Source organism: Sphingomonas sp. LR59, assembly GCF_036855945.1.
Lineage (GTDB): Bacteria > Pseudomonadota > Alphaproteobacteria > Sphingomonadales > Sphingomonadaceae > Sphingomonas.
On the sequence record NZ_JASPFL010000001.1, the window covers coordinates 19,477 to 44,648 of the forward strand.

At 62.1% G+C, this 25,172-nt stretch carries 30 protein-coding genes and 1 pseudogene; 22 read left to right on the top strand and 9 right to left on the bottom strand.

Features of this window, described 5'->3' with window-relative positions:
• The first annotated feature begins 100 nt into the window (after positions 1-100).
• Together QP164_RS00085 and QP164_RS00090 are read left to right on the top strand one after the other, a co-directional pair.
• Complete coding sequence (locus tag QP164_RS00085) at positions 101-283, top strand: hypothetical protein (protein ID WP_333921702.1); 183 nt, start codon at positions 101-103, stop codon at positions 281-283.
• Positions 284-311: 28 nt separating this feature from the next.
• Positions 312-977 (top strand): UPF0149 family protein, encoded by a 666-nt coding sequence (locus tag QP164_RS00090; protein ID WP_333921703.1) that lies wholly within the window; start codon positions 312-314, stop codon positions 975-977.
• A gap of 306 nt (positions 978-1,283) precedes the next feature.
• On the opposite strand, the gene QP164_RS00095 is transcribed toward QP164_RS00090, so the two are convergent.
• Positions 1,284-3,284 (bottom strand): beta-N-acetylhexosaminidase family protein, encoded by a 2,001-nt coding sequence (locus QP164_RS00095; RefSeq protein WP_333921704.1) that lies wholly within the window; start codon positions 3,282-3,284, stop codon positions 1,284-1,286.
• Positions 3,285-3,544: 260 nt separating this feature from the next.
• On the opposite strand from QP164_RS00095, the gene QP164_RS00100 reads away from it, so the two are divergent.
• The 13 genes from QP164_RS00100 to QP164_RS00160 all read left to right on the top strand — a co-directional run bounded on the left by QP164_RS00100 (position 3,545) and on the right by QP164_RS00160 (position 12,536).
• Entirely contained in the window at positions 3,545-4,684 is a 1,140-nt protein-coding gene (locus QP164_RS00100; protein ID WP_333921705.1) for a tyrosine-type recombinase/integrase, read from the top strand.
• A gap of 659 nt (positions 4,685-5,343) precedes the next feature.
• Positions 5,344-5,637 carry a hypothetical protein gene (locus tag QP164_RS00110; RefSeq protein ID WP_333921707.1) on the top strand — a complete coding sequence of 98 codons (294 nt, stop codon included), beginning with the start codon at positions 5,344-5,346 and terminating at the stop codon, positions 5,635-5,637.
• Complete coding sequence (locus tag QP164_RS00115) at positions 5,634-5,972, top strand: hypothetical protein (RefSeq protein ID WP_333921708.1); 339 nt, start codon at positions 5,634-5,636, stop codon at positions 5,970-5,972. Before QP164_RS00110 ends, QP164_RS00115 begins: the two co-directional genes overlap by 4 nt.
• On the top strand, positions 5,969-6,301 hold the full coding sequence (locus QP164_RS00120) for a hypothetical protein (protein ID WP_333921709.1): 333 nt from the start codon (positions 5,969-5,971) through the stop codon (positions 6,299-6,301). Before QP164_RS00115 ends, QP164_RS00120 begins: the two co-directional genes overlap by 4 nt.
• Positions 6,298-7,284, top strand: a complete 987-nt coding sequence (locus tag QP164_RS00125) for a CHC2 zinc finger domain-containing protein (RefSeq protein WP_333921710.1) — start codon at positions 6,298-6,300, stop codon at positions 7,282-7,284. The genes QP164_RS00120 and QP164_RS00125 overlap by 4 nt, the downstream gene beginning before the upstream one ends.
• Entirely contained in the window at positions 7,281-8,813 is a 1,533-nt protein-coding gene (locus QP164_RS00130; protein ID WP_333921711.1) for an AAA family ATPase, read from the top strand. Before QP164_RS00125 ends, QP164_RS00130 begins: the two co-directional genes overlap by 4 nt.
• A 125-nt stretch (positions 8,814-8,938) precedes the next feature.
• Positions 8,939-9,244, top strand: a complete 306-nt coding sequence (locus tag QP164_RS00135; RefSeq protein ID WP_333921712.1) for a hypothetical protein — start codon at positions 8,939-8,941, stop codon at positions 9,242-9,244.
• A complete protein-coding gene (locus QP164_RS00140) occupies positions 9,241-9,423 on the top strand; it encodes a hypothetical protein (RefSeq protein WP_333921713.1) in 183 nt (60 codons plus the stop codon). Before QP164_RS00135 ends, QP164_RS00140 begins: the two co-directional genes overlap by 4 nt.
• Positions 9,420-9,599: a hypothetical protein gene (locus QP164_RS00145; RefSeq protein ID WP_333921714.1), complete on the top strand. Its 180-nt coding sequence runs from the start codon at positions 9,420-9,422 to the stop codon at positions 9,597-9,599. The genes QP164_RS00140 and QP164_RS00145 overlap by 4 nt, the downstream gene beginning before the upstream one ends.
• Positions 9,600-9,789: 190 nt before the next feature.
• Complete coding sequence (locus QP164_RS00150; RefSeq protein WP_333921715.1) at positions 9,790-10,011, top strand: hypothetical protein; 222 nt, start codon at positions 9,790-9,792, stop codon at positions 10,009-10,011.
• Between the two features lie 95 nt (positions 10,012-10,106).
• Entirely contained in the window at positions 10,107-10,397 is a 291-nt protein-coding gene (locus tag QP164_RS00155) for a hypothetical protein (RefSeq protein WP_333921716.1), read from the top strand.
• Positions 10,398-10,629: 232 nt separating this feature from the next.
• Complete coding sequence (locus QP164_RS19655) at positions 10,630-10,791, top strand: ribbon-helix-helix protein, CopG family (protein WP_443027463.1); 162 nt, start codon at positions 10,630-10,632, stop codon at positions 10,789-10,791.
• The gene (locus QP164_RS00160) at positions 10,791-12,536 is read left to right on the top strand and encodes a hypothetical protein (RefSeq protein ID WP_333921717.1); all 1,746 of its coding nucleotides are present in this window, start codon (positions 10,791-10,793) and stop codon (positions 12,534-12,536) included. Before QP164_RS19655 ends, QP164_RS00160 begins: the two co-directional genes overlap by 1 nt.
• 243 nt (positions 12,537-12,779) lie before the next feature.
• Here QP164_RS00160 and QP164_RS00165 read toward each other — a convergent pair whose 3' ends face one another.
• Both QP164_RS00165 and QP164_RS19660 read right to left on the bottom strand, forming a co-directional pair.
• A complete protein-coding gene (locus QP164_RS00165) occupies positions 12,780-13,670 on the bottom strand; it encodes a putative phage abortive infection protein (protein ID WP_333921718.1) in 891 nt (296 codons plus the stop codon).
• A gap of 678 nt (positions 13,671-14,348) precedes the next feature.
• Positions 14,349-14,864, bottom strand: coding sequence for an SH3 domain-containing protein (locus tag QP164_RS19660; protein ID WP_443027401.1), 516 nt, complete (start codon positions 14,862-14,864; stop codon positions 14,349-14,351).
• A 181-nt stretch (positions 14,865-15,045) separates the two neighbouring features.
• Here QP164_RS19660 and QP164_RS00170 point away from each other — a divergent pair, with 181 nt between their 5' ends.
• Positions 15,046-15,711 carry a hypothetical protein gene (locus QP164_RS00170; RefSeq protein ID WP_333921719.1) on the top strand — a complete coding sequence of 222 codons (666 nt, stop codon included), beginning with the start codon at positions 15,046-15,048 and terminating at the stop codon, positions 15,709-15,711.
• Positions 15,712-15,767: 56 nt separating this feature from the next.
• Here QP164_RS00170 and QP164_RS00175 read toward each other — a convergent pair whose 3' ends face one another.
• Positions 15,768-15,956: a hypothetical protein gene (locus QP164_RS00175; protein WP_333921720.1), complete on the bottom strand. Its 189-nt coding sequence runs from the start codon at positions 15,954-15,956 to the stop codon at positions 15,768-15,770.
• Positions 15,957-16,157: 201 nt separating this feature from the next.
• On the opposite strand from QP164_RS00175, the gene QP164_RS19665 reads away from it, so the two are divergent.
• The 3 genes from QP164_RS19665 to QP164_RS00185 all read left to right on the top strand — a co-directional run bounded on the left by QP164_RS19665 (position 16,158) and on the right by QP164_RS00185 (position 18,302).
• A complete protein-coding gene (locus tag QP164_RS19665) occupies positions 16,158-16,400 on the top strand; it encodes a DUF6894 family protein (RefSeq protein WP_431358289.1) in 243 nt (80 codons plus the stop codon).
• A gap of 873 nt (positions 16,401-17,273) precedes the next feature.
• On the top strand, positions 17,274-17,453 hold the full coding sequence (locus QP164_RS00180; RefSeq protein WP_132897255.1) for a hypothetical protein: 180 nt from the start codon (positions 17,274-17,276) through the stop codon (positions 17,451-17,453).
• A 189-nt stretch (positions 17,454-17,642) separates the two neighbouring features.
• Complete coding sequence (locus tag QP164_RS00185) at positions 17,643-18,302, top strand: SOS response-associated peptidase family protein (protein ID WP_333921721.1); 660 nt, start codon at positions 17,643-17,645, stop codon at positions 18,300-18,302.
• A gap of 21 nt (positions 18,303-18,323) precedes the next feature.
• Here QP164_RS00185 and QP164_RS00190 read toward each other — a convergent pair whose 3' ends face one another.
• From QP164_RS00190 to QP164_RS00205, 4 genes and pseudogenes are all read right to left on the bottom strand, one after another.
• Positions 18,324-18,668: a hypothetical protein gene (locus tag QP164_RS00190; protein ID WP_333921722.1), complete on the bottom strand. Its 345-nt coding sequence runs from the start codon at positions 18,666-18,668 to the stop codon at positions 18,324-18,326.
• Positions 18,669-18,756: 88 nt separating this feature from the next.
• A pseudogene (locus QP164_RS00195) lies at positions 18,757-19,290 on the bottom strand (ion channel); the annotation flags it as partial.
• Positions 19,291-19,389: 99 nt separating this feature from the next.
• On the bottom strand, positions 19,390-20,658 hold the full coding sequence (locus QP164_RS00200; RefSeq protein WP_333921723.1) for a Y-family DNA polymerase: 1,269 nt from the start codon (positions 20,656-20,658) through the stop codon (positions 19,390-19,392).
• The gene (locus QP164_RS00205; RefSeq protein WP_333921724.1) at positions 20,655-21,125 is read right to left on the bottom strand and encodes a LexA family protein; all 471 of its coding nucleotides are present in this window, start codon (positions 21,123-21,125) and stop codon (positions 20,655-20,657) included. Before QP164_RS00205 ends, QP164_RS00200 begins: the two co-directional genes overlap by 4 nt.
• Positions 21,126-21,473: 348 nt before the next feature.
• Between QP164_RS00205 and QP164_RS00210 the strand changes: the two genes are divergently transcribed.
• The gene (locus QP164_RS00210) at positions 21,474-21,710 is read left to right on the top strand and encodes a hypothetical protein (protein WP_333921725.1); all 237 of its coding nucleotides are present in this window, start codon (positions 21,474-21,476) and stop codon (positions 21,708-21,710) included.
• 473 nt (positions 21,711-22,183) lie between these two features.
• Here QP164_RS00210 and mobV read toward each other — a convergent pair whose 3' ends face one another.
• Positions 22,184-23,419: a MobV family relaxase gene (gene mobV, locus QP164_RS00215; RefSeq protein WP_333921726.1), complete on the bottom strand. Its 1,236-nt coding sequence runs from the start codon at positions 23,417-23,419 to the stop codon at positions 22,184-22,186.
• Between the two features lie 507 nt (positions 23,420-23,926).
• Here mobV and QP164_RS00220 point away from each other — a divergent pair.
• Together QP164_RS00220 and QP164_RS00225 are read left to right on the top strand one after the other, a co-directional pair.
• Complete coding sequence (locus QP164_RS00220; RefSeq protein ID WP_333921727.1) at positions 23,927-24,298, top strand: hypothetical protein; 372 nt, start codon at positions 23,927-23,929, stop codon at positions 24,296-24,298.
• A gap of 3 nt (positions 24,299-24,301) precedes the next feature.
• A complete protein-coding gene (locus tag QP164_RS00225) occupies positions 24,302-24,685 on the top strand; it encodes a hypothetical protein (protein WP_333921728.1) in 384 nt (127 codons plus the stop codon).
• The last annotated feature ends 487 nt before the right edge of the window (positions 24,686-25,172 follow it).

Consider the following 25,172-nt stretch of genomic DNA (forward strand, 5'->3'; position numbering starts at 1 on the left):
GCCACCGGCGCGCCCCCGAACGCTGGCCCCAAAGCTGATTGCATCTGCGTCTGCTCCTCCATCCCCTCCTGCTATCGGCCTGACAATGTTGAAATCCCGCATGAAGCGATTGACGATCGAGCGTGACCAAGCCGTCATAGGTCTGGCGGCGATCAAGGCCTCGGTCTCCGCATTGAACAATGAAGACGTGCTCGACCTTGCGGATATCTTTGCGCAGGCGCCGGGCTCTCCGCTCGCTGCCATGGCGGCTGCCGAGATGGAAAAACGGAATCTCCGCCTGTGACGATACCGAGTATCTCGAAAGAGGCGTCATGAAGCCGCGCCCGTCCCGACTCCGTCGCCTCGACGATGCGCTCGCCGACCTGCCGCTCGAAGAGCCGATGCTACTGACCGAGCTCGACGGGTTTCTCACCGGGCTGCTGGTCGGACCCGAGCCTATCGAGCAAGGCGAATGGCTGCAGAGCATATGGGGGCTCGATGAGGACGGCATCGCGCCGTTCGAGGATCCGCTCGACGTGCAATGGTTCGTCGACGCCGTCATGGCACGATACGCCGAGATCGCCCGCGATCTGGAGCGTGGCAAGCTGCGTCCGATCTTCGACGTTGACGAGCGGACCGGCGACGTCCTTTGGGAATTGTGGATCGACGGGTTTGCCGAAGCGATGGCGTTGCGACCCGAAAGCTGGGATGCCGTGGCGGCTGGCGAGGATGCCGAGGCGGTCGATGGTCTCGCGCGTCTGTCGGTGTTGATCGCGATCGCGCGCAACGAAAGCGCGCTGGACAGCATGGAGATCAACGAACGCGAGGACCAGGCACCGGCCGATCTCGCCACGAGTGTCCTCCAGCTCCATGCGTCCCGATTGCGGGCAGCTGCCGCCGTTCCGCTGCCAACGGCCGGCGCAGCGCGGGTCAAAGCGGGACGGAACGATCCCTGTCCATGCGGATCGGGCAAGAAGTCCAAACGCTGCTGCGGGTGACGGGCGTCATTTGCGTGCCGCGCGGGCCCTTCGCCACGCCAGCGATTGCCGATTGAGTACGGCCAGATCCAGTTCGCCTGCCAAGCTCGCTTCGGCGAGCGCGATAGCGCGATCGAGCACCACGCGGTCGGCGCGCGCATGGCCGGTCGATCGGGTATGAAGTCGTACCAGACGCCGCCACAGGCGTTGTCGAGGAAGATACGCTGGAAGCAATGATCGGCCCGGACCGGCCAGCCACGCGTCGGCGCCGCTGTCGGCAGGATGTCGCGGGTCAGCGTCAGCCAGCGAGCCTCGACTGAAGACCGGTCATTCGGGGCCATCGGATCGCACCGGTACCGCGCCGTCAGCCTCGATTGCCGGCGCGGCGGCAATCAGGGTCGGCGCGTCGCTGACGAAGGCGTCGAGCACGCCGTCCGCGATTTTGATCGGACCATCGAACCGGGTCGCGCCGGGGATCGTCGTGATCGCAGCCGCCTCGCGCGCCAGTGTCCGCGCGTTTGCGAAATAGCGCGCGGCGGCAGTGCTGCCGCTATTGGCGGCGCCGAGCCCGGCGGCCGTCAACTGGAGCGCGCGGCCCCAGCGCTGCATCGCATCGAGCCAAGGCCGCGCCTGCACCGCGGATCCGGGGTCGATCGTCCCGGAGCGGATGATGTCGGGCGCGTTGGCGATTGCGTCGGCACGCGTGGTCAGGTCCGCGATCGCCCGCTCCCGCGCCGCCGTATCGCCATCCGCCAGCGCTTCCCGGACCGCGTCGAGCGCTGCCTTCAGTCGCGGTGCCTGCTCCTGCCAGGGCTGGCTGCCAAAGGTCGGCGCCATGTGCTGCGTATCGAAGAAGGTGAGCAAGGCCGCGGTCGCGCGTTCGTCGCCGCCCGCCAGTTCACGCGCGGAAAAATGCCAGGTCCGCTCGGCATCGTAGGCGGTGTCGTTCCAGCCGAACGCGGCAACGCCGGTCACCGCCGGGCGGCTCGGGGCCTCCTGGTTCATCGGGTTCGACAGGATGCCGGTCAGCTCGCCCGACAGCCCGGCCTCGCGCCGCGCATAGGGCGCCATCAGCAGCCGACCGGTGGTCTGTGCGTAATCGTTGACCGGATAATTGTCCCACAACAGCGTCTTGCGGCCGAATGCCTTGGTCGCCGCCTTGGCATCGGGGATCGAGATGGCGGGCGGGACGACGTCGGTGCCGGTCCATTGCACGACGATCCGCGGATCGAGATGCTTGCGCAACGCCGCCTTGTACGGCGTTTCCTTCGCATCGTAATATTCGGTCGGCACCATGATCAGCGGGCGCGCGCCTGGGTCCTTGGCGCTCAGGCTGGCCTGCACCGCGTTGAGCAATTGCGCCTGCGCGACGCCGGCCGCCTCCGCGCCCGAGGGGCCGAACGCGGTCTTGTCGCGCTCGCAATTCCACTTGGTGTATTCGATGTCGTCGAGCGCGACGTAGAAGCTGCCGACACCGATCGCCCGCAATGCGTCGAACTTGCGTTCCAGCGCCTGCACATCGGCGGGGTCGGAGAAACAGACCGATGGCCCGGGCGAGACCGCGTAGACGAAGTCGACATGATTGCGCCGCGCGGTCTGGGCCAGCGTGCCGAGCGCCGACAGCGTCGCGGCGGGATAGGCCTCGCGCCACCGATCGCGCGCGTATGGATCGTCCTTCGGGCTGTAGACATAGGTGTTCGCCTTCACCGTGGCGAGGAAGTCGAGATGCTTGGTGCGATCCGCCATCGACCAGGGCGCGCCGTAAAAGCCCTCGATCGTGCCGCGGATCGGCATTGCCGGATGATCCTGGATCACCAGCGTAGGCAGAGCGGGGCGCCGGGCGAGCTGGCGGAACGTCTGGACCGCGTGGAACAGGCCATCGGCGTCGTGACCGGCAAGCGTGACGATGCCCGCGCCGGCCGCTACCACGGCGAGGGTGTAGCCTTCGGCATGCGTGTCCAGCGTGGCCTTGCTGCGTGACAGCGAGTCGCGCACGACGCCTGAGTCGCCAAGCCCGAGGACGATGTGAACGCGATCGAGCGCGACGGGCAGCCGGCGCGCCGATGTGATCGTCTTCACCCCCGCCGCCGTCAGGATGTCGCGGACCCGGGCAATGGTTTCGGGATCGGTACCCGGCGCTGTGATCAACACGACGGAGGTGCCCAAGGCGAGTGTGTCCGAAGTCAGCACCATCGAAGTGGGCGCCGGGAAGATTGCGGGGCGCGTTACGGGATGTCCCAATGCATCGCTCGGCACCGCGATCGCCAAGCTCGCGGACGTCACCATCAGCGCTACGACGGCGCCAATCTTTCCGCTACGTCGCGCCATCCGTTGCTCCCCGGTATCAGATTGGTCTTGTTGCAATTCGATAAGGCTATGACGCGGATGCGGCAAGGGAGGAGATCCCGTACGACAGTATTTGGAAGGGGTGGTGCCGGTTGCAGGAGCCCAACTAGCTGTTCGCCGTTATTCGCAGTTCTTCGGCCAGCCCCTAGCGTTCCCGATTGATTCACGTTCGGCGTTTTGCCTTTGTTCGTTGACCTTCGCTACTCTTCGCGCGATTGTGTGGGAGTAGGTGAGGGAGCGACATGGGCAAGCTAAGTGCGTTGGGGGTGAAGAACGCGAAGCCTGGCCGGCATGGGGACGGAGACGGCCTATACCTGCTCGTCAGTGCGACCGGTGCCAAGTCCTGGATGATCCGTGTCCAGCGCGATGGCAAGCGGCGGGACATCGGCCTGGGGTCGTTGGCCGCTCTCAGTTTAGCGGACGCTCGCACGAAGGCGGCTGACCTGCGCAAGCATGCCCTCAACGGTCGCGACCCGATCGAAGAGCGTGATCGCGACCGCCGTCCGACACCAACGTTCAACGACGCCGTCAAAGCGACGCACGAGGCGCTGAAAGCGGGTTGGTCGGCGAAAACTGCGGCGGATTTTCTTACGTCGCTCGAAACCTATGCAAATCCGGTGATCGGCAACCTGAAGGTCGACACGATTGAGGCGTCTCATATTCGTGACCTCCTGGCTCCAATATGGACGAAGGTGCCTGAGACGTCCCGAAAGGTGAAGGTACGGATCAGCTCGGTGTTGAATTTCGCGCACTCGAAAGGCTGGCGCCCGACCGAGGCGCCCCGCAAGTCGGTCACAGTGGGGCTGTCGAAACAGGCTAAAGGCAGCAATTATGCAGCCATGCCTTACGCTGACGTGCCCGCCTTCGTGCAGCAGATGCGCGACAAGGTCCCGTCGGTTGGACGCGACGCGCTCCTTTTTCAGATCCTGACCGCCGCGCGCACCGGCGAAGTAAGGTCCGCGAAGTGGGCTCATATCAATCTGAAAACTGCGGAATGGCACCGTCCAGCTGCGTTGATGAAAAACCGCGAACCGCATACCGTCACCTTGAGTGAGGCGGCGGTGGATCTGCTCAAACGTCGGCACTTGGAGCGCAGGCCGAAGCATGATGACCACGTGTTCCCTTCGGCCAAAGGCGTGATGATCTCTGACATGACGCTGTCCAAGGTCATGAAGGATGCCGGGCAAGCCTTTACGCCGCACGGGTTCCGCAGCTCCTTCCGCGACTGGGCGGCGGAGAAGATGCACCAGATTCCAGACGCGGTCGCAGAAGCTGCCTTGGCTCACGTTGTTCCTGACCGCGTAGTGCGCGCTTACAAGCGAACCCAGTTCTTAGAAATGCGCCGACAACTGCTCGACGCTTGGTGTGCATTCGCGACCTGAAGCGCCTGAGCTGATTTATAACCACTTTCTGGGCGCAAAAATATGTGAACATTGGCGGGCGGTCATGAAGAGCCGCGGACAGCGGCTCAAGCGAGGAGACCGCACGATGGAAACAGTCACCGTCACAATCGAAGGCGCCAAGCGCGCCCTAAGCGTTGGGCATACGACGCTTTACAAGTTAATCGGTGAGGGCCGCCTCACTACGGTGAAAATCGGTCGCCGGACTCTGGTTCATACCAGTAGCATCCGTGCGCTGGTCGAGACCGTTTGACCCGTTATGCCATCCGCAAGGGCACGGGCGCCTCAACCCGTAAGTGAGAAAGGCCGCCTGGCAGGGCGACCTTCTCGGGATCTTCAAAACGTCAACTACACTGTAGATACTATTTCCGTGCTTCGTCTGCAACGGCTTCATGTTGTCGGTTTGCAGGGATGTAGCGCGGCGCTCGTCGCCGCCCTCGCGTGGGGAGACCTGCAGCATGGTTGAACACCAACGCGCCGCGATGTCCTTGCTCACCGCGGGCGTCACCCTCAAGCCCCGCGAGGGGCAGTTTCTCGGCGGTGTCGCATTCGACGCGACCCCCTGACCGAGAAACAGCGCAACTGGCTCGTGATCTTGCTCGACAAGCACGGTCTTCCCCTCTCGCCGATGGAGGCGACGCATGAGCCGACATCGTACTGACACCAGCGCCGCCGCCTATGCAGGTATCGCCCCGATGGCCGACCACCTCCGCGCGATCGTTCACAAGGTACTTTGCGCCCATCCCGACGGTCTTACCGTCGATGAGACGTGCGTGATCGCAGGCTACAAACGGTACTCGCTCCAGCCGCGGTTCACCGAGCTGCTGAAGAAGGGGATGATTCGGGACACCGGTCTGCGCCGGCGGAACATCTCGGGTGCCAACGCTATCGTCTGGCGCGCCACCGTTCTCGACCGACAGGAGGACGCGGCATGACCTCCCTTTGCACATTCCCCGGTGAGATCGTCCGCGCGATCGTCATCGAGCAGCTGAACCCCGACCAGTGGCACGCCACCGTGCAGGGTGAGGAGGTGCCTGGCGGGTCGTTGGAGGCCGCAGGTACCGGAGTCGGCTCTTTTGCCTCAACAGCATCGCGCGCCGTCGATGTTGCTGATCTGACTGGGTTGCCGGTCATGGTCGCCCGGTACAACGATGTGCCGAAGCCCCTCGGGCATTTCGAGCCGTCGCGCGCCTTCTGGCACCAGCGGTTCCGCGGTCGGTCAGACCTCGACCATATTCTGTACGGATCGTACGGGGAGGGCGCAGCATGACGGCGCAGGTTTACTCGGCAGCTGCATGGGTTCGCGCTCGCGCTGATCGTGCACTGTCTGGCAAGGCTCCGCGGCTCGCGGTGATCCGTATGCTCGTGATCCGGCAACGCCCGGATGGCGGGTGGGGCGTCGGACTGATGGAACGTCGTTATGGCATCTGGAAGAAGCCGGAATGGTTGTGCGGTGCCACGTCCTATGCCGCCGCCCGCGCTGTAGCGGAGAAGGCTTGGCGGAAGCACCGCCTGCCGATCGCCTATGTCCGCCCCGGCGAGCGTAGCATGCGGCCTTTCCATATCAATCGGCCTGAGCCGATAGGGGGTGCCGCATGAACGAACGCATGGACAGCACCGCTTTCGCAGCAGTCACCCAGCAGATCCGTGACCGTTTCCCGGTGTCCGGCGTCGCGACCAAGGCGGGGGTGAAGCTCTCTCGCGCCGGTCGCGAGTGGAAGGGGTGCTGCCCGTTCCACCAGGATAAGTCGCCATCGTTTACGATCTACGCGGACGACCGCCGGTTTCAGTGCTTCGGGTGCAGCGCCCAAGGCGATGTCATCGACTTCGTCATGCGCGCTTATAACGTGAAGACCCGCGAGGCGATCGGCATGCTGGACGGCGGCGCCTTGCGTGAGCTGGAACAGCAGCGCGCACCAGCTAAGCCGAAAACCGACATGCGCCCGATCGCGCAGCGGATCATCAAGGAGTCGGTCCCGATCAAGGGGACGCCGGCCGCGATCTATCTGCGGTCGCGCGGCATCACCATCGACTTGCCGCACACGCTGCGGTTCGCCCGCCTTGCGCCGCCCAAAATCGAAGGGAACGGGGTACTGGCGGCGAACGGTCCGGGGTTGTTGCCGACGCTAGTCGCGATCGTCACGGACGCCACCGGGGATCTCGTCGCGCTACAACGCACGTACCTGACGGAAGACGGGTGCAAGGCCGCGACGAAGGCGACGGACACCGACCGTAAGCCCAAAGTCAAGTACAGCCTCGGCAACGTCATTGGCGGCTCCATCCAACTTGGGCCACCCTCAGCCAGCATCCTCGTTTGTGAGGGCCTGGAGGACGGACTGACGCTGGCGCAGGGCTTGGGGCGATCAGTCTGGGTCGCGGCAGGTACGTCTATGATGCCAGCCATGATCTTCCCACCCGCAGTGCGCTCGGTCGTGATCGGGGCGGACGGTAACGCACCCGGTGAGGCGGCGGCACAGAAGGCGGCTGAGGCGTACGCCGCATCGGGCCTGTCGGTTCGTATCATGCGCCCGACGCCGCCCTTCGTCGACTTCAACGCCGAATTGATGGGGGTGCGGTCATGAACGTCACCGCGATGCAGGCGAGCTACGAGGACGCCCGCCCGTTCTGTCCCACCCCGTTGATCGGCGGCGGCGCACTGAAGCCGAAGCCCGAACCCGTCAAGGTGGTCGCCACGCCTTACGTCTGGCGGGACCCGGCCACGATCAAGCCCCGTGAGTGGGTCTATGGCCGGTCCATCCAGCGTGGGCATGTCCGTGCGATCCTTGCGCCTGGCGCGGCCGGCAAGACCATCCTGAGCGTCGGTGAGGCACTCGCAATGGCCACGGGCCGTAACCTGCTCGGGCAGGAGGTCCCGGGAGGACCGAAGCGGGTCTGGCTCTGGAACCTCGAAGACGATGCAGAGGAGCTGGCCCGCATCATCCAGGCGGCGTGCAAGCACTGGTCGATCGGTCCTGAGCACATCCGCGATCACCTGTTCGTCGACAGTGCCTTGGAGGGGGCGATCCTCAAACTGGCGACCTCGACCGCAGCGGAAGGGCTTGTCATCAACCGCCCTCTCGTCGCCGGCCTGACTGACGAGCTGCTAGACCGTCGCGTCGACTACCTGCACGCCGATCCCTTCGTTTCGTCCCATTCGGCCAACGAGAACGACAACATGGAGATCGACTCCATTGCCAAGGAATGGGCGATGGTCGCGAAGAACGCCAAGTGCGGGATCGGTCTTGCGCACCACGTCAGCAAGGCCGGCGCAGCAGAGGTCACCGCGCTGTCCGGCCGCGGCGCAGTCGCACTCATCAACGCCTGTCGGTCGGTGCTGGTCCTTAATCGCATGGGTGAGGAAGAGGCGAGGATGTGGGGGATCGAGGAGGAACGCCGCCGCCGGTTCTTCCGAGTGTATGACGACAAGAACAACCGCGCCCCGCCCAGCGACAAGTCCGACTGGTACACGATGGCATCGGTGAGCCTCGGCAACGGCGTGAACGACGACGGTGACAACATGGGTGTCGTTATCCCGTGGTCACCGCCCGACGCGTTCGAGGGCGTCACAGCCGACCACCTGCTTACCGTGCAGCATGCAATCGGCCGCGTCGCCAACGCGCAGCGGTACCGCGCTGACGCCCAGGCCAAGGCATGGGTTGGCAAGGTCGTCGCCGACGTGTTCGGGCTCAGCGCCGACAGCAGCGTGAAGGCTGATCGCGCCCGTATCAACAAGATGCTCGGCACTTGGTTCGCGACCGGCGCGCTCGTGAAGGTCGACGGCAAGGACGACAAGAGCAACGACCGGACCTTCGTCGAGGTCGGCACCTGGGCACTGCAGGACGTTCCCCCCACCTCGTCAGGTGAGGTGAGGACGGGTGGGGAAGGTGGGGGACCAAATCGTCCTCACCCCACCTGCCCCCCTATAGGGGCAGGGGTGGGGAAAGGTGGTCCCCGGGTAGAATACCAAGGTGGGGAAAACCCAGGTGGGGAAGACGAAGCGGCACCCCGCACCCCGACGGTCTTCCCTGCAGGCAATCCCGCACTCCGCCCGATCCTCGCACCCGGTGAGACAGGCAACGAACCGATACCAGGATATGAGGACTTCGAATGACCGAGCCGCGTAAACCCCGCGCAGCAACGCGTGGTAGGCCGTTTGAGCCGGGGAATCCCGGTCGAGTGGCGGGAAGCCGTAATCGAACCACGATCGCGATCGAAGGGCTTTTAGAGGGGCAGCATGTGGCCCTGACGAAGGCCGCTATCGACAAAGCGCTTACAGGTGACCCGACGGCTCTGCGTCTATGTCTCGACCGTTTGGCGCCGCCTCGGAGAGACGCCCCGATCTGCATCAGCCTGCCACCGGTCCGATCTGCGGCTGACGCAGTTGAGGCATCAATTGCCGTGCTGGATGCTGTTGGAGCGGGCGAGGTCACACCGGATGAGGCCGGCCGCGTGATGGCGCTCCTGACGGCACACAAGACGATCGTTGAAGCAGGCGATTTGGAGAAGCGCATTTCAGCGTTGGAAGAAAGGGACACGAAATGATGCAACTGGAACGCAGGGTTTCGCAGCTCGAGGGCGGCGGCAAGCATTCAACGATCGGGGACATGCTCGACGCGATGGCCGAAGTCGGCGGCGGGGGCGTCGTGGACTGGTCGGGCATTACGGTCAGTCCCGCGCTGCTGCGGGCTCTTGATCAGATTGGCGATGGAGAAACAGCATGAGACTGGAAGCGCGCGTCGACCGGCTCGAAGAAGCCGTACCGCCCGACCATAGAACGCACGTGATCTTACGCGCTGACTGGCAGCCAGAGGACCGAGCGTTAGACGGTTACGGCCGGCATCGCGTCGAGCCAGGCGACGAGGTCAAATTCATCGTGCTGACGGGCGGTGACCAATGACGCCGCTGGCGCGCCGTGTCGCATCTCTGGAAAGCGCCCGCCATCCACGCGGCACTTACCTAGTAGAAGGCGTTGTGATGGATTTGGCGGCTGTGATCGGGTGCTTCCGACGGCGGCACATCAATGAGGCGGACCGGCAGCGTGATTCCTGCTGGACAGGCAGTATGCTGGAAAACCAAAGGGCCGGGCAATGACGATCAAGCGCAGGTTGGCTGTTTTGGAGAATGCAGCAGGAGATTTGAGCCGTTTCATCGTCGCGATTGGCCCGGCCGGCTTTGACTACGAAGCCGAGTTCCGCCGCCGCCGCGGAGTAGCACGGACCAAGCTAGATCTCCTTCTCGTGGTCTCCAAGCCGAAAAGAGGTGCAGCGCACACAGTTACGGTTGACGGCGTAAGCCGAGCTTTAGCATAAATATTAAGCCATATATCAAACAGTTTGTGCGCTTCTCGCATATTCGCCAGTCTGTTGACTACACACGCTATAATAAAGACGGAAGAGGGCGTAACATGCACATCGATCTATTCGACACCGGTCATTCGACTGATGAGGTTTATCGCGCGCTATGTGAGCACCAAGCTCGCGATGCCCGCACGTTGCGCATACTAGACATAGCGACTGCTGCGGCGCTTATCGGCGCCCTCACTGACTTCAACGGCTGGGGGATGGGTCTCTGGGTCGCAGCAGCATTTCTCGGGCTCAGTTCGACTCGATACTTCGTCGATACGAGCAACCGGAACTTCCTCATGCACCGGATGGACTGGGACGCGGCGGCGTTGCGCGAGGCGGCGAAGCGGTGATCAGCCATTGCAAACACGACAGCGCTTGCCCGTCCAGCTTGTACCACCTCCCCGAAAGTGCTACTAAAGTAACGCTTTTCAAGGTGTCACGTTCGCCCGTAAACGTTTAGTTATCTTCCTCAGATAGGAAGCAGGCGGAAGCCAACAGAGATAGCCCGAGCGGGCAAGAGGTTTGGAACCTCGAGCAGTTTGTCTCGCCAGTCGCGAGCCTATGCAACCGCTGAGGTTTATCATGGCATCTTGCGAACCACGCCAATCTGTTCACGACAACAGTATCCAATTCCGGGTCAGCGCTGCGCTTCTGGGCCGCGCAAAGCACGCGGCACGGACCGCCGGCGTCAGCCTATCCGAGTTTGTAAGAACCGCCCTCCGCCACGAAGTGGGCCGCGGGTGATGTCCAAACTCTTCTATTTGCCGTTCCGCCCTGTCTTCAACTCTCGCGGGCTGCCGGTCGGCGGAGCCAAGGCTTTCTTCTACAAGTCCGGAACCACCGAGTTAGCGGCGGTATACGCCGATAGCGATCTTGCAACACCGTTGACCAACCCCGTCGTCACCGATGGTCTTGGTCAACTGCGTAACATCTATCTGCGCGATGATGCCGTTTACCGCGTCCGGATCGTGGATAGAAACGGGCTCGCTCTCGGCACCGACATCGATCCCTATTATCCTGGGCAGGCGGTGATCAACACGCCAGATCTGCCCGAGCTAATAGCAGCCGACGGATCGTCTAAGGTCGGCTTCAGGCAGAATGATGTAGGCGCCGTCACGCTTCGTTTAGATGGCCTGCTCAACCGCACCCGCCGTGCCCAGTCGTTCGGTTTGGTGCAGAGCGACGGCAATAGCGGCAACGGACAGGCTGCCGCTCTCCAGCGCGGCATAGACGCAGCATCGAGCTACAACGTCGGGCTCGGCGGGCACCTCGAGATCCCGTGGGGGCTCTACTACCTCGATGCGTCCCTGACCGTCAGCGATTACACCAGCCTGCGCGGTGAAGGTCCGCGCGCTACGATTCTATATAACGAGCAGCACCCGCTCAACGCGCCAGCGATCCTCCTGGGGTCGTCGGTACAGGTCGGGTTTACCGAGATCGAGGGCATCGGCTTCCGAGGTTATACCGCCGGGATCCGCGTGCTGGGGGCGACAGATGGCCTAGCTTTCCGCCGGCTACACATGCTGCGATGCACGTACGGGATTTTGCTGGAGGGCCTCCTTCAGACGACGATGATCGATGAAGTCGAGTTCGACGCGTGCCCCACGGCGATCTTCTCAACATCCGCAGTCGCCAACCGCGTGACCGTCAACCAGTGCGGGTTCAAGAACTGCACGAACAGCCTGGTCGTGTTGGCTGGTGCCGAAGACTTCCTGTTCATTGGTGCTCGGTTCGAGGGTGGCGGGATGCTGGGCAAATCGACGCTCGACTTCGGCGCCGTCCGCCTGATTGCGTTCATCGGCGGGTACATGGAAAGCACACACCAATACGCCATGCGGTTGGTCAACTCGCCGGGCGGGGTCGTGTCGTTCACCGGCTTCCATTGGACCGGGACGGGCGTCAAGAACACCGATCTATCCTATGAATGGCTGGTCGACGGCACCGGCACGATCGTCTTCCGCGATTGCCAGTGCACTTATCCGATGCGGATTCCGCCGAACTCGCGTGTCGAGGGTGAGTGCCCCGGCCTGATCCGTTCCGAGTGGCGCGGCAGTGACCGCCGTATGCCGTACCGCCCCGCCTCGACGACGTTCGACATCTGCAAATTCACGCGCCCCGATGCGGTGAACGACCCAACGAACTTCAACAACCTGTCGGGCGTGCTGACGATCAGCGGTCTGTATTCGAGCGCAGATGGCGGTATCTTCGGCACGTTCAACCGGCGCATCCCGTTCAACCTGAACACGCAAGGGTCGGCTGACGTCACGTACACCGCCGGCGCCGAGATCGCGGTCAACACCGGGTCGGGCGCGAACTTCGCCGTCAGCGCAACTGGCGCATCGCCGTCCATGATCATGCTGCGAGGGGCAATCGCTGGCGTGTCGGCCGGTGCGCTTGCCGTGTTTCAGGTCGGGTTTGAGATCGAGTGGGATCAGTTCGCCACGCTCGGCGACGGTCTGCGCAACAACTTTTCCGTGGAGAAACAGTAATGGATATTCCTGGTTGGAAGATCACGACGACGGGCTGGAACGTTGACGGAGAGCCGACCGCGGGTAGGTTCCGTCGCGGCTTCATATTGATGCGGTGCTTTGAGCGCTATTCAGGGTCGTATGTTGGGGCGGAAGAGGATGCGGCGCTCGAGGCGTTCGTCCGGGCTAAGGCTGCAGCACTTTTACGATAGTGCATATCAGAGGATAAGCTGCAGCGGGTGTCGCGAAGAGTAAGGCGCTGAATCATGCGCTAGTCGGAGACCGACTAAATGCCGAATCCGAGAACCGTTCGCGAAGCTCGTAAATCTCAATCCGTTCCTTAGATACATTGTTAAGCAGCGCAAATTTCTCAGTAAACTGCTTAAAGCTACCTTGGCCATGTCCGAATAGACAATTTAATGCTATAATTAGCTGTTCTGAGTCGCTGAGTTGTGCACGCAATATCCTGACATATTCGTATGCATCTTTACCGAACTTGGTATCTGCAAACTGGATTATGCTGTAGGTAAATCGGAAATAGTGACCTAGAGCGTCGAAATGTCTTTCGAAGGCGGCGCGAATTCTGTCCTCATGGGAGGATAGGCCATCAGCTCGTAATTCACGTTTGCTGGAGTACTCCAGAAGAAACTTACTAATCGCAGCAGTTCCAGTGTATTTTGTATCTTTAAGAAGGTAATCCGAAGCGTCCGAAAACGTGATCTGAACATTGTCCAAGAGGGTAAGCCGGGAGTCAAGCAATCGGAAAAACGTGCTTTCTGCTGCTGTTTTTCTCTGCGAAAGGTCTCGATCAGACTGCCTTTTGAGTTCGGCGTCCATTCGAACTAAGTCTTCTCCGTCTCTTTTTGCTTCCCTAATACGCAATCGAGCGGTTTCCTCCCTCTCGAGACTCAGAGTGTCCCAGGTGAAAACGGCTGCGGCGGTTGCCATCGCAGCACCAACTACACCAAACGCATCACCGAGTTGGCCTATTCGCTCAAAATTGAGGGCTAAGTTTAACGGATTAAATCCTGCACCTGATGCCAGAACGGCAAGCCCCCAAGTGCCATAGATGAAAGCGCCAGCTGCCAATAGCCTACGAAGACCCCATTTGCGCCCCCGTGGAATATTATTTTGGTTACCCAATGATTCTTCCATGAGGTTTTCTCCATAAGATGCCGTGAGTACAATGGCGCGATCCAATGGCTATCAGGATTGGGTCGATCAAGGGGAAACGTAGTTCGAAGGCGTGACCAGGGCGGATTCGCGATTGCACGACACTGCGGACACCTCGTAGCTGAAGGCGTGGGCCGACGCGTTCGGCTGCGCCATCTGGGACGATGCGATGACGGCCCATCCTCTCGCCACCTCGAATAGCAGCAGTAAAACGAAGAAACCGATTTTCCAACAATACGGGGCTTCGACGCGACTGGCTGGTCGCCATCGCTTGCACTCGCAGTCGCCGTCATGAGCGACACGCGCCTTGGGAGACCAGCACGCTGTTCCCCAAGCTAACGACCTCGGTTGCTCGACCAGCCGGCCCGATCTTCATGAACACGCCGCGGCCTATGATATCGAACGTAGTGAATGCTCCGGGCCCTACCGTGACGGTCGCCTCATAGTCGTCGCACCCGTTCCGATCGCAACGGGAGTATCTCCCACGGCTCGCGTCGGCGACAGCCCAGACCTTATTCGGTGCTGGCTTGCATGCGGCGTCGGGATCGCATTGCTGCTTCATTGTCCATCGACATGTCATCGATGTTGCGCCAGTTGGTAGCAAGACTAGCGGCGAAACCGCAATGCTAAGGACTTCGAGCGCGACAGCAAAGCGCACGGCTAGACCCCGTACCGCTTGTTCCCGCCGCTGGTGATGCAATACCGTCCACCACGCGGGCCGACGCAGATGTTGCGGCCAGAGCACGGACAAGACCCGCCACCATAGTTGTAGCTCGGCGCACTGCGCGCGCGGCTCTGTCGCCGGGTTGAACGGTGAGGCGTGCTGGACCAGAACGAGGAGCGGCGGCTAGGCCGGCTGATGCGCTCCCTGTTCGTGTAAGCACCACGGCTTACGGCACTTGTCTGACGCAAGCTTGCGCGGTTGGCGTCCGCGGTGCTCTGCTCACCGAGATAACGCGATGCTACCCAGCAGCTTCGGGGCGTATGGCGGATCAACGACCAATCATCCTGGCGCCGTTCTACGGACACGTCGGTACCGGCAGGGATTCGGGCGACGATCCGCGTAGTGGCCTTGGGCTGGTTTCGGCAGTTGACGTTGCTCGTCACAGTCGTCGCGCTTGCGGTTCCGGAAATTAGCCCGGCGATGACCACCAGGCATCTCATAATACCGCGCATTCACCACCCCCGTGTTTATTAAGCATCCGCCCTCCCTGATTAGGCTGCAAGGGCGCATCCCATGTCAATCAACGATCACCGTTACATCCAATTCGGATGGGAATTTATCGTTGACCGCGAATGACTTGCGCGACACGCTCGGACATCGGCCTGGGGAGGCCGAATCAGGAGGGGTTATCTTATGAAATTTACAATTGGCGCGCTCGCGTGCGCGCTTACTTTTGCTGCGCCTGCCGTTTGGGCCCAGAGCTTCTCACCTATCGCGTCGCCGACCACTTCGAGTGCAGTCCTTCGCACTGGCACCGAGGTTCCTCTGAAATTGACCGAGGAGTTGACGACCAAGGGGAAGAAGCTCCGTGTTGGTCAGCGTTTTCATATGGAAACTGCGGAAGCAGTCGCTGTTCAAGGCGTAGTCGTCATTCCCGCCGGAAGTCCAGCAGTCGGAGAGATTACCGACATCCGCAATAAGGGGATGTGGGGTAAGTCTGGCCATCTAAATGCTCGGATTATGTACGTCACGGTGAACGGACGACAAATCCGCTTGAGCGGAGCCTTCGATGACAAGGGTACGGCTGGTGGCATCGGTGCTACTGCAGTTTCAGCGCTAGTATTCTTGCCGGCCGGCTTTTTCATGACTGGAACCAGCGCGCGGATCGCAATCGGCGCCCAGGTAAAGGGCTTCGTTGATGAGGACGTTGCATTAGCTATGCCAGCGGCAGGGCCTGCTCCGCTCGTTGTAGCCGCGCCGGCCGCGCCCGTCGCGGTATCCATAGCGCCGGCCTCACCACAACCCGCTACACAGCCTGCCGTCCTTCAGACGATCTCGACGAAACCCAAGGCGAAGTAAGTCTCGTGTGCCCCCGTGCTACCGGGGGCACACAGTTCACCGATCGAATCGGCCTTTCAGACCGGCTTTGCGCCGGCCGTGCCGCATTTCGCGAACTTGCCGTTCGCACTCTTGCACCGGACGGTTTTGGTCGGCGCTTTTGGGCACTTGGTGAAGCGGCCCTTGGCGTCCTTGCACGGCGCAGCCAGCGAGGGCGCTCCGACGAGCAACGACAGCGAAGCAGCAGCGAACAGCAGTTTACGCATCTGGCATTCTCCTGCCCGAGGACCGGGCATCTTGAAACTGCGGCGTCCTAGGCCGCTCGTCAACGGCTGCGTTCCGACGCCCGAAGGGAGTGCATTTCGGATCGACGGAGGGCTATTCAGGCGCTTGGTTGATCGGTGTTATTCCTGCTTATCCTATCACCGGTTCAGGACGTCGGCGGCTCGGTTCCTCATACGGACGAGATGGAACGATATTTCCTATATCTGAACGAGCCGGGTTCCCGGATAGCCGACGATGAAGGGTTCTTAGCAGTGGACCTGAACGACGCCATTCGAGTAGCCACTGCGGGTGCCCGAGAAATTATGGCAGCTGAAATTCTATCTGGTAGGCTCTGCTTCGCCACCTCTATTCAAATCCTAAACGGTCGAGGCGCAACGATGCATACTGCCTGGTTCAAGGATTTAGTGCTCGTAACCGATCGCTGACTGCGGCGTGAACTGCGGCGCGCATCGCCTGCACCGCGTTGCCCCCGCCCAAGCTCGCTGCGCGTGCGGCGTTCATCGCGGCCAACTCATCTACCGTCAAAGGTCGACCAAAGGTACGTTCTAGGTACGGCTGAACTTTGCTGGGCTTCATTGCGGGAACATAGATCAGGCCGTTGCGACAACCTAATGCTGTGTTCCGGTCTCGGCGGGGTCAGTTTGATGACCGGACGTCTAGCGCCGATCGCTGGCCCCGGTGCCTCGCCATGTTACCTTTATCATAGGATGGGGCGTTTGTGCGCCTCGTCGGTTTGCTCATGGCTGGTGCGGATTACTCCAGCCGAACCAGCCGGCCCGCCTCGCGTTTACACGGGCGCTTGAGGCGGGACGTTATTATGGTGAAACCGTAGCTCTTGTGAGTTCGTATCTGGAGCGCCGGGATGGATCCTCCCAAATGCACGTTCCGGCCGGCTCGCCCTTTGTGACCTTTGGGCGGGCCGTTTTTAAACTGAACGACGGCGCGCCAGTGCTCCACGCAGGCCCGGTATGATTGTGCGTTCCTTCCTATGTGAAGCGAACCCGCTCGTAGGCGCGTATCTATCCGGCCAGTGCAACCCCAACATACCCTGGTCGGCTCGTCCTTGGATTCCGCCAGGGGCGAGCCGTTTACCAGTGAACCTCACGCATGCTTTTGCGTTTTCGTTCAGCCAGGTGCCCGGAAAGTGACTGGCCGGCTCGCCCTCTCTCCCTTGTCAGGGCGAGCCGTTACCGACGGCATCGTCAGTGGCGGTTTCGAAGTACGTGACTGGAGACAATCGCCAATCTGGAGGCTACCCGTGGCCGAATGATCAAATCCGGCGGAGGTAGAAGCGATTCATGAAGCGGCAGGTGTCGGTCCATGGGCAACGCACAGAAGTGTATGTCGAGGAAATTGAACCGGGACGATGGAAGGCGACGGGCGAGTATGCTGGAAAGATCTGGAGTGTGACCAGCACGTCGGCGAACCGGGCGGCATCGAACTGGGGCGTTGCCGTGAGCAAAAGAGATTTTACCTGACTTTTGAAAGCGAGCGCCTGTTCCGGTGATTGAGGAACGCCCTTCATATGGAGCCGTGATGAACCACCCCCGAGAATGGTTTCAGCCCAAAGTCGTGGGCATCGGCTGGACACCGCGGACCTGGGAGGGTTGGGCGATCATTGTCGCCGTGATCGCGGTCGGCGCCTTCGTTGGTCGGGTGAATCTATAATGTGTAATCGCGCCCGGTTCGACGGCGAGCCGGAGACCATCGCCGAACGGTTCGGTGCCGAATGGCTTGCCGACAAGCCGATGGACAATCGGTTCGATCCGAAGGAGCTGCGCCCGTTCGGTCGGGCATATGTCGTGCGGAACGAAGGTGACCGCCGCGGGCTCGACGTTATGGAATGGGACGTCCTGGCGGGGCAGGCGAAACAGGCCGGCCGCAAGGTTGCGCAGACGAACGTCCGCACGCTTCATCTCCCGCAATGGCGGTCGCTGGTCACTGATCCAGCCAACCGCTGCCTGATCCCGCTGACGGAGTTCTGCGAATGGGCGCTCGAGCCCACCGACCTCGGCGACGGCAAGAAGCCGATCAAGGGGGAGATGTGGTTCGGGGTGACCGACCAGCCCGTGTTCGCGATCGCAGGTTTCTGGCGGCAGGTCGGCGAACAGCGCTACTTCGCGATGGTCACTTGCGACGCGAACGAACTGGTGGCGCCGATCCACCCCAAGGCGATGATCACGATCCTGCGACCGGACGATCACGAGCGGTGGCTGACCGGTAGCTATGACGACGTCCTGTCGTTGCAGCGGCCATATTCGGCCGACCGAATGACGGTGCGGGGGCCGGTGTTCCCGACGCGCACGGTGACGCCTCGGCTGATCTAAGCACGGTCAACTTCGGCCGGCTCAGGTTTTAGCCAGACCAGGCTGGGCCGGGTCGACCTTCACCTCCGTGTCGCTGGGCTCGAAGCGGATCGTCCAACGGGGATACCCGTCCGGCGAAACTTCAATGTCGGGCAGGCCGATCGGATCGGTACCGGTTTCCACCCAGCCGGCACCGTGGCACCGATCGCATGCCGTTCGCTTGCATCGGAAGCTGACGAGATCGATCTCGGTATTCCACTGCCCGCGGCCTTTGCAGACCGGACACATCGCATCGAGGCTGCCGTTGCGTGGCTGAAGCGGCACGACGTCGAACGCGTGGGGGCTGTCGGGTCCGTCGCAGAAAACGATATTACTGGCGTGGGGCATGCGATCTCATTTCTAAGTTTCGTACTTTAACGCCGTGTTTCGTCGTCCAGGTCCCGTTACGTTGTCACCTCCCTTTGGAAAATTCGTCTCATCTACCGCCGTCTGAATGTTGTTCAGCTTCCGCCCAAGGTGTCAGCGCCAGCCGCTGCCGGAACTCATCAAGGCATTGGGCGCGACGGGTCGGCTCCTCATCGTGTAGGTAGCGCCGCATGTCGGCCTCAAGTCGGGCTGCAGCGGCAAAGCTCCCGTCTTTGGTGGAAGTTATCATTCCCCGGATCGCCGCGATGTCTTCCTTCAGCTGCTCCTGCTCACCGTGGGTGAATGCGTCACTGTCTACGATCAGCTTGGCCGACATGATTGCCGTCATCATGGGGAAAGCGAAGCCTGGACCGAAGTGCATGAGGAAGAGCGCTACGGCCCGACCGGTCTTCGTGACGGGGTAGATGTCGCCATAGCCCGTGGTCGTCGCGGTGGTGAACGCCCACCAGAATGAGTCGACCGCGTCATACTTACCCTCGGCAATCTCGAAAATGATCGCTGATGTAGTAACGGTGAAGAAGTAGATTACCGCGACGAGGAGAAACGATCGGCCCATTAGCGATGCGAGTTTCTTCATAGCCCACCCTCGTTGGCGCCCGCCCCCGGACCGCTGCGGTAAAGCGTATCGCTGTTCGCTTCATTGATCCACCATGTCGTGGACGTGAGCTTGAAGGGAACGCGACTACGCTCGAACCGTCGGCACCTGCCCAATGTCCGTCGTCCACGCCGGCGAGCGCATCTCCGACCGCATTTTCCACTCGCGCTTGAACCCCTGCGTCGCCGTCACCGCGGTCCACGTGCCGAACTTGCCGTTGATCGCATCGAGCGCCCCCATCAGTCGGTCCCGCTTGGCCGTGTCAGCTTCGAACAGTGTGCGGGGCCGCTCATCCTCGGGAAGCAGATCGTCGAGCATTATGCCCGCCTTCGTGTAAGCGTAGCCGTCGCGCCATGCCTTCTCGGCACCGCGCCTGGCCGCCGCGACCAGCTCGAGACTGTCGTTCGTCATCGGATGCAGCGTCACCATACGCGACCCGCCGTACTGGGGCCGGTCGGGCTTATGCTTGTTCGTGTGGAAGAACGCGGTCAGCCGGGCCGCGACCAACCCGTGCGATCGCAGCTTCTCGCCAGCCCGCAGCGCGTATTGCGACAGCGCGCCCATCATCCGCTCGAAGTCGCAGATGGGCGTACCGAATGACCGGGTGACGGCCATCCCCTTCCGCCGCGGCTCGACGGATTCAACGGCATTGGACGGGACGCCGCGCAGCTCGGCAACCAGCCGCTCAAGGACAACCGTTCCGACGGCGCGCGCCTGCTTCATAGGCATGTCGCGTAGGGCGCCGGCGGTGTGGATGCCCAGATCGGTCAGCTTGCGTGCGGTCGCACCACCGACGCCCCACACGTCACCCACTGCGAAGGCGTGCATGACATCGCGCCGCACGTCGTTGTCGCGAAGATCGGCCACCCCGTCGAACTGCGGGTTCTTCTTGGCAACAGCGTTCGCCAGCTTCGCCAGCGTCTTCGTCTCCGCAATGCCGACGCAGGTCGGGATCGTCGTCCATAGCTGGACCTGGGCACGCATCGCGTTCGCGTGGGCGATAAGATCACGGCTCTCGAACCCCGCCAGATCCAGAAACGTCTCGTCGATCGAGTAGATCTCGAAGTCACGGGCGAAGGGCTCGCAGGCGGCGATCACCCGACGCTGCATGTCACCGTAGAGCGCATAGTTCGACGACCGGACCTGAATGCCGTGCCGCTTCACCTTGTCGCGCAAGTGGTGAATCGGATCGCCCATCTTGATCCCGAGCGCCTTCGCCTCGGCCGATCGTGCGATCGCGCATCCGTCGTTGTTCGACAAAACGATGACCGGGACTCCGACCAGGCTGGCGTCGAAGGCGCGCTCGCAGGAGACGTAATAGTTATTGCAGTCGATCAGGGCGATTGGCGGGCTCATGCCATCTTGCGCGCGACGCCGACGACCGTGCCCCATATCTCGACATGTTCGTCGACCAGGATGTCAGCGAACCCTTCCGCCTCTGGGACGAGCCAATGGCGGCCATCCACGTAGCGCAACCGCTTCAACGTTCGGTCACCGTGCACCAGTGCCACGACGATCGAACCGGCTTTCGGCTTCTTGGCACGGTTCACGACGATCATATCACCATCGTTGATCCCAGCGCCCGACATCGATCGGCCATCGACGCGCATGATGTAGCTCGCAGCTGGATGCTCGACGAGCCACGCGCCCAAGTCGATGGGTTCCTGCATGTCGTCCTGCGCAGGCGACGGGAACCCGGCCTGAGTGTGGACGAGGAAGAACGGCACTTCGCACGGCACCAGTTCGAAGGGCACGTCGTGAAGCCGTAGCGCATCATCACGACGGTTCAGCGGGACCACGACCGGGCGGCCTGGGTGGGTCACGGGCATGACCTAGAGGATTGCGGCGAAAAGGAGCTGCTCGTGCCGAGCAGCCAGCACGGACCGTGCATCCTGAGCGGCGCCCACCGCTTGCCGATACTCCACGGTCCCGAATCGTTCGGCCTCGTCGAAACTGAATGGGGCGGAATCCGCGGGCGGATAGACGTTCTCATATATGGCGCGCGCAGCCGCTCTCAGCCGCAGATCATGCTGCATTTCGTTGCTCCATCAGTGTCGAGTCGCCGCGAGCGGCATGCCCATAGCTAGGCGCGATCCTGATTGATTCGCAAGAACATTGCGGGAACATCAATCTGATGCGATGAGCGGGCCAACGATTCGAAGGACACGATCATGGCAAATTACGACGACGACCAGCAGGAACCTAAGCCATCGTTCGGGAAGTGGCTGCTATCACAGCGGGACCGAGGTGATTGGGTTGATGGCATCGCCGACGCGGCGCGCGCTGATCGGACATTCCCGAAGAACGGCGACCCGGAAGCAGTGCGTGGGCATCTCCGCAAGCAGCAGGCCGACGGTGACGCCTTCGCGGCGATCGATGACGCCGAGAGCGACTGGATGGCGGTCTAGACGGTGCTGCTCGTGATGCTGGCCCTATCGGCCGTGACCCCGACAACGGCATTCACGTGCACGGTGACCCGCGTTCACGATGGCGATGGCCCCCTATGGTGCTCGAATGGCACCAAGGTGCGGATCGCCGGAGTGCAGGCGCCTGACTTCGAAAGCGCGTCACCTTGCCGCGCGGCGGATCCACGACGCGTGAACTATCGTTGCGACAACGCTGCCGCCAATCGCAGCCAGCAGATCGTCGAGCAACTGGTGATACGGAAAACGCTCCGATGTGAGGCGACTGGCAAGAGCTACAGCCGTGTCGTGGCGCGGTGCACGTTGCCCGACGGTCGGTCGCTCTCTTGTGCGGCAATTGCGTCTGGCGCGGCAGTTCGTTGGGATCGATATTGGCGGCAATACCGAATGGGCGACTGCCAATAGCGCCGGCTCCCGCGGTGGGTTGTCTAGAACGCCACCCCGCTCCGCCGTTGGTCTCAGGACCCTCGCCGCATGGCCATAAACCTCTGCTGAAGACCGATCGGCAGTTCGTCCATGTCATTTGCTGGAAGGTCGGTCAGTTCAGCAGCACGTTCGAAGCCGTTGATGGCCCGCAACACATTGATTGCCTCCAACGGTAGAGCGGCCAAGGGCACGGTGCGGAGGCTCAGCCTGAAGGCGATCGCATGTTCGATCGTCTCTTGCAGCGCATCCATGGCCCGCTCGGCCGTTCGCCGTTCCGCTGCGGCCTCGAGACGGTCCGTATCGGTGTCGATCCGCGCGATGGCCGCGTCACGGCGGTCCATCTCCGCGTCTTCTACAATGCCACTGACTGCGCTCCGGGCCGTGTTGATGTCCGCCCGAGCGCGGCGGATAACCTCCTCTTGGAGCCGGATCTTCTGTTCAGCCGCGCTGACACGCGCCTCACGATCATCAATGTTCATCCTGCTCCGCTCCTGTCGTGTTAGTTCTTCCGTCAGTTGGTCAGCTAGCCGCTTCGCTTCGCGCTCCGCTCTGCCCGCTGCATCTGCGGCGGTGAGCGCGTCAGCCTTCGCCTTTTCGAGATCAGCCAGTTCCTGCAAGTAAGGTCGATATTTCCCGCCGCCGCCGGATCGACCGCGCTGCAAGCCGAGCGGTGCCATCGCTTCGGCGTAGGCGTCGTGTGCGCGCTGGTATTCGCCCGGTCCACTGATGACGCGGCCGTTCAATGTCCAAGTCTTGCCGCGCTGTGGCCAGCGTTTGAAGATCTTCTCAACGAGAGGGACAAGCACGACGTGTAGGTGCGGTGTGTGCTCATCGACGTGCAGCACCATGGACGCGATGCGGTTCTTGCCCCAGTGCCTGCATGCGAACTGATAAGCCGAGGCTATCCAGCGGCCCAACCGTGATTGGGCGTCGGCGCCGGCGACGAAGAAGCTGTGGGTGGCGGTCAGAATGACCTCGTAGGCGATACAAGCGTTCTTCCTGAGCGTTGCAGGATCGATGCCGTGCTTACGGAGCGATTGCTTTACGTCCGCGATCAGGCTTCCAGTGCCGCAGATATGGGCCGGTGGTGGTTCCGTCGGATCGCAGTTCAGTTCCTGTTCTGCACGCGTGTTGTGCGAGTTGATGGCACTGAGACGCGCCCATGACTTGATCGGGCCACGATCATCGAAAGTCAGCACACCGAACTGTTCCATCACGATCACCTCCCGCTCGCCAACTAGTGTCGAGCAGCCGGCGATTTTTCGCAACCACCCCCTTCGAATATTATTGAGCGTGATAACACGTCGCAAATGTCACGGGCGGATCTACGGAATCGCTAAGCCTAGTAGCGGTTTGACAGGATCATGTAGCTTACCAGCGAGATGAAAACCGCGATGCGGTCAGTTGCTCGCTCGGCGCACGCCTTCGCCGCCATTCGGCGAGGCCTCACCAGCAGCAAGGAGAACGAGGCCAGCATCAACAATAGCAGTCGCAACAGCGGACACCGTGGCGGCCTGCATGACCTGGCCAGCCTCCAGCCGCTTGATCGTCGCTGTTCCTAAGCTTGCCGCTGACGCCAGGTCCTGGACGGACCAACCCAAAAGCGCGCGAGCAGCGCGGCACTGATCCGGCGTTATCATCGTGATCTATTTAGCATCAATTAGCCGTTGCAGGCCAGTATAAACACTGATACTGATTAGATCATAAGCAGCCGAACGGGGAAATTGGACCTTCCCCGCCCGGCTTAACCACCACCGATCCTAAGGAGATCGATTATGGCTACCCCCGCCTATAGCATCGGCGCGTCCGCTGCTGCCACCCCGCATCTCGCGCTCGTCCCAAGCGCTGCCTCGCCCTGCTGGACTGCAGATCCCCGCGCCGCAAAGCTGCTGGCTTCGTGTGCTGCGCTTCCACCCGTCATCCTCGAACACCGCAGCCGGTTCGGCAACGCGGTCGATCGCTGGACGGCCTTCGCCGGCTACCGCGTCGAGGCACTGGAGGCGATCCGCATGGAAGTAGGCGAACGCCTATTGCAGGCATACCACCAGCAGGGACCGGACGCTTACGAGCCGTTCCGCGACTGGTGCGAGCAGCCGAACGCGAGCGATGCCGTCGCCGCCGTCCTCGCTTCCAGCACGGAGCATTGAGCGATGACGACGCAAACCACCCGCCGCGCCCTTCTGGGAGGCGCCGGCCTCGCCGCTGCCATCGCGATCGTCCCGGCTGTTGCCGCGGTATCCGCGTCCACCGGCTCCACCGCGTTCCGTAAGGCACTGGACGCAAGCGATGCAGCCGCTCGACGTTTCAACACCCTGCCGGTGAACCTCGAGACCGACGACGAGGCGGCGCACACACGTGAGATGGACGCAATGATCGCCGCCGCCCGCGTGGCGGATCGCGCGACCCCGACGACTTGGGCCGAGTTTGTGCGCCTCTTCGATCACCAGTGCGACGGCGGGTTGAGCAGCCTTGATGATGACAACGCCAAGAGGCTGCTGGCCCACGCCAAATGCCTCCTGAGCAAGGGAGCCTGAGCATGGACAACATCACCACACGCCGCAACCTCTTGCGCGTCGGCACCGCCGCAGCGGCCTACGCGGCCAGCGCATCGGTCGTCACCGGGGGTATCACGCTCGCGTCCCAAGCGAAGGGGCGGGGCCCAGCGTCTCCCCAGAGCTCGCAAAGCTACTCACCGAAAGAGACGCCGCCGACGCGGTCCTAGACGAATGGTATGAGGCGGTATGGAACCCCGCTGTTGACCGGAGTGTAGCCGCTACATCAGCAGTGCCACACGTCGAGGTAGTAACGCCGCCTTTGCCGGGCTCACCCCTAACCCTATCATATGGTCAACCGCGAACAGGGCGAGCATCGGCTATGCTCGAGGGATCGCAGGCATTGCGGCTGATCGGCAGAACCAAGGGGAAGCGTGGCAGACTCGGCGCCGCGACGCTCGGAAGTTCACCGCTGCGCATCTTCGCCGGGAGCGCGCGCTTGCCCAAGCAAGCCGCGAAACCAAGCTCC

What these genes read in the sequence shown, in the direction of transcription:
- QP164_RS00220 (WP_333921727.1), top strand. Translation starts at nt 23,927, where the DNA reads ATGGCTACCCCCGCCTATAGCATCGGCGCGTCCGCTGCTGCCACCCCG.
- QP164_RS00150 (WP_333921715.1), top strand. Translation starts at nt 9,790, where the DNA reads ATGACGATCAAGCGCAGGTTGGCTGTTTTGGAGAATGCAGCAGGAGAT.
- QP164_RS19665 (WP_431358289.1), top strand. Translation starts at nt 16,158, where the DNA reads ATGGAACGATATTTCCTATATCTGAACGAGCCGGGTTCCCGGATAGCC.
- QP164_RS00085 (WP_333921702.1), top strand. Translation starts at nt 101, where the DNA reads ATGAAGCGATTGACGATCGAGCGTGACCAAGCCGTCATAGGTCTGGCG.
- QP164_RS00130 (WP_333921711.1), top strand. Translation starts at nt 7,281, where the DNA reads ATGAACGTCACCGCGATGCAGGCGAGCTACGAGGACGCCCGCCCGTTC.
- QP164_RS00165 (WP_333921718.1), bottom strand. Translation starts at nt 13,670, where the DNA reads ATGGAAGAATCATTGGGTAACCAAAATAATATTCCACGGGGGCGCAAA.
- QP164_RS00100 (WP_333921705.1), top strand. Translation starts at nt 3,545, where the DNA reads ATGGGCAAGCTAAGTGCGTTGGGGGTGAAGAACGCGAAGCCTGGCCGG.
- QP164_RS00170 (WP_333921719.1), top strand. Translation starts at nt 15,046, where the DNA reads ATGAAATTTACAATTGGCGCGCTCGCGTGCGCGCTTACTTTTGCTGCG.
- QP164_RS00160 (WP_333921717.1), top strand. Translation starts at nt 10,791, where the DNA reads ATGTCCAAACTCTTCTATTTGCCGTTCCGCCCTGTCTTCAACTCTCGC.
- QP164_RS19655 (WP_443027463.1), top strand. Translation starts at nt 10,630, where the DNA reads ATGGCATCTTGCGAACCACGCCAATCTGTTCACGACAACAGTATCCAA.
- QP164_RS00090 (WP_333921703.1), top strand. Translation starts at nt 312, where the DNA reads ATGAAGCCGCGCCCGTCCCGACTCCGTCGCCTCGACGATGCGCTCGCC.
- QP164_RS00185 (WP_333921721.1), top strand. Translation starts at nt 17,643, where the DNA reads ATGTGTAATCGCGCCCGGTTCGACGGCGAGCCGGAGACCATCGCCGAA.
- QP164_RS00190 (WP_333921722.1), bottom strand. Translation starts at nt 18,668, where the DNA reads ATGCCCCACGCCAGTAATATCGTTTTCTGCGACGGACCCGACAGCCCC.
- QP164_RS00175 (WP_333921720.1), bottom strand. Translation starts at nt 15,956, where the DNA reads ATGCGTAAACTGCTGTTCGCTGCTGCTTCGCTGTCGTTGCTCGTCGGA.
- QP164_RS00155 (WP_333921716.1), top strand. Translation starts at nt 10,107, where the DNA reads ATGCACATCGATCTATTCGACACCGGTCATTCGACTGATGAGGTTTAT.
- QP164_RS00125 (WP_333921710.1), top strand. Translation starts at nt 6,298, where the DNA reads ATGAACGAACGCATGGACAGCACCGCTTTCGCAGCAGTCACCCAGCAG.
- QP164_RS00200 (WP_333921723.1), bottom strand. Translation starts at nt 20,658, where the DNA reads ATGAGCCCGCCAATCGCCCTGATCGACTGCAATAACTATTACGTCTCC.
- QP164_RS00180 (WP_132897255.1), top strand. Translation starts at nt 17,274, where the DNA reads ATGAAGCGGCAGGTGTCGGTCCATGGGCAACGCACAGAAGTGTATGTC.
- QP164_RS00210 (WP_333921725.1), top strand. Translation starts at nt 21,474, where the DNA reads ATGGCAAATTACGACGACGACCAGCAGGAACCTAAGCCATCGTTCGGG.
- QP164_RS00095 (WP_333921704.1), bottom strand. Translation starts at nt 3,284, where the DNA reads ATGGCGCGACGTAGCGGAAAGATTGGCGCCGTCGTAGCGCTGATGGTG.
- QP164_RS00110 (WP_333921707.1), top strand. Translation starts at nt 5,344, where the DNA reads ATGAGCCGACATCGTACTGACACCAGCGCCGCCGCCTATGCAGGTATC.
- QP164_RS00145 (WP_333921714.1), top strand. Translation starts at nt 9,420, where the DNA reads ATGAGACTGGAAGCGCGCGTCGACCGGCTCGAAGAAGCCGTACCGCCC.
- QP164_RS00225 (WP_333921728.1), top strand. Translation starts at nt 24,302, where the DNA reads ATGACGACGCAAACCACCCGCCGCGCCCTTCTGGGAGGCGCCGGCCTC.
- QP164_RS00140 (WP_333921713.1), top strand. Translation starts at nt 9,241, where the DNA reads ATGATGCAACTGGAACGCAGGGTTTCGCAGCTCGAGGGCGGCGGCAAG.
- QP164_RS00115 (WP_333921708.1), top strand. Translation starts at nt 5,634, where the DNA reads ATGACCTCCCTTTGCACATTCCCCGGTGAGATCGTCCGCGCGATCGTC.
- QP164_RS00120 (WP_333921709.1), top strand. Translation starts at nt 5,969, where the DNA reads ATGACGGCGCAGGTTTACTCGGCAGCTGCATGGGTTCGCGCTCGCGCT.
- QP164_RS19660 (WP_443027401.1), bottom strand. Translation starts at nt 14,864, where the DNA reads ATGCGCGGTATTATGAGATGCCTGGTGGTCATCGCCGGGCTAATTTCC.